1 pseudogene is annotated in these 771 nt (G+C 45.9%); it reads left to right on the top strand.

Annotated elements, in window-relative coordinates:
• A pseudogene (gene secA, locus R7Q48_RS26690) lies at nt 1-771 on the top strand (preprotein translocase subunit SecA); the annotation flags it as partial.

Raw genomic sequence — 771 nt, 5'->3', positions numbered from 1 at the left:
TGGTCTGCACATCATCGGTACTGAGCGTCATGAATCTCGTCGTATCGATAACCAGTTACGTGGCCGTTCTGGTCGTCAAGGTGATGCGGGTTCATCTCGTTTCTACCTATCGATGGAAGACTCACTACTGCGTATCTTCACTTCAGATCGTATGGCAAGCTTGATTCAAAGCGGTATGGAAGAAGGTGAAGCAATCGAATCTAAGATGTTGTCTCGTTCTATTGAAAAAGCACAACGCAAAGTGGAAGGTCGCAACTTCGACATCCGTAAACAGCTTCTTGAATACGATGACGTGGCGAACGATCAACGTAAAGTGGTTTACGAACTGCGTGATGAGCTCATGAACGTTGACGATATCAGCGACATGATTGAACAAAACCGTGAAGATGTGCTCACAGCGATCATCGACGAATACATTCCACCACAATCTCTAGAAGACATGTGGGATGTGGAAGGTCTTCAAGAACGTTTGAAAGCAGATTTCGATCTAGACGCGCCAATCAAGCAATGGCTTGAGGAAGACGACAAACTGTACGAAGAAGCGCTGCGCGAGAAGATTATCAGCCTAGCCGTTGAAGTATACAAAGCGAAAGAAGAAGTTGTGGGTGCACAAGTGCTTCGTAACTTCGAAAAATCAGTGATGCTTCAAACACTCGATACGCTTTGGAAAGAGCATCTGGCGGCGATGGATCATCTGCGTCAAGGTATCCACCTACGTGGCTACGCACAAAAGAACCCGAAACAAGAGTACAAACGTGAATCGTTTGAATT

It is taken from the genome of Vibrio sp. 378 (genome assembly GCF_033339435.1).
This window is presented reverse-complemented; position numbering and strand designations above follow the sequence as displayed.